General features: G+C 64.7%; 1 protein-coding gene. It reads left to right on the forward strand.

Features of this window, described 5'->3' with window-relative positions; all coding sequences use genetic code 11:
- Positions 1-276: ATP-binding protein (locus tag ACM9HJ_RS31020; protein ID WP_416575674.1), on the forward strand; the 276-nt coding region annotated here is incomplete at its 5' end.
- Positions 277-481: the final 205 nt, after the last annotated feature.

Consider the following 481-nt stretch of genomic DNA (forward strand, 5'->3'; position numbering starts at 1 on the left):
CGCATCGCCGACCATCTCGCCAGGCTCGACCTCGTCGTGCTGGATGAACTGGGCTATCTGCCGTTCGCCCAATCCGGCGGCCAGTTGCTGTTCCACCTGATCAGCCGCCTCTATGAACAGACCTCCGTCCTGGTCACCACCAACCTGGCCTTTGGCGAATGGCCCAACGTGTTCGGCGATGCCAAGATGACCACGGCCCTGCTCGACCGGCTCACCCATCATTGCGACATCGTCGAAACCGGCAATGACAGCTGGCGGTTCAAGAACCGCGCCTGATCCCCGCCCCCGGCCCCCCACCTCTGGCGGATCGTACAGGTGGGCCCACAGGCTCCTCCCGCGCGCGCCGCCGCGTCAGCCTCGTGGGGGCACGCCGCGCCGCGCGCGGGTCCCTCCTATGGACTACCTGCACGACCGCCAAACGCAAATCAAAGGGGTCAACTTTCGACGCCGATATGGGGTCAAACTTCAATGCCGATTGACA

This window comes from Niveispirillum sp. KHB5.9 (genome assembly GCF_048066115.1).
Lineage (GTDB): Bacteria > Pseudomonadota > Alphaproteobacteria > Azospirillales > Azospirillaceae > Niveispirillum.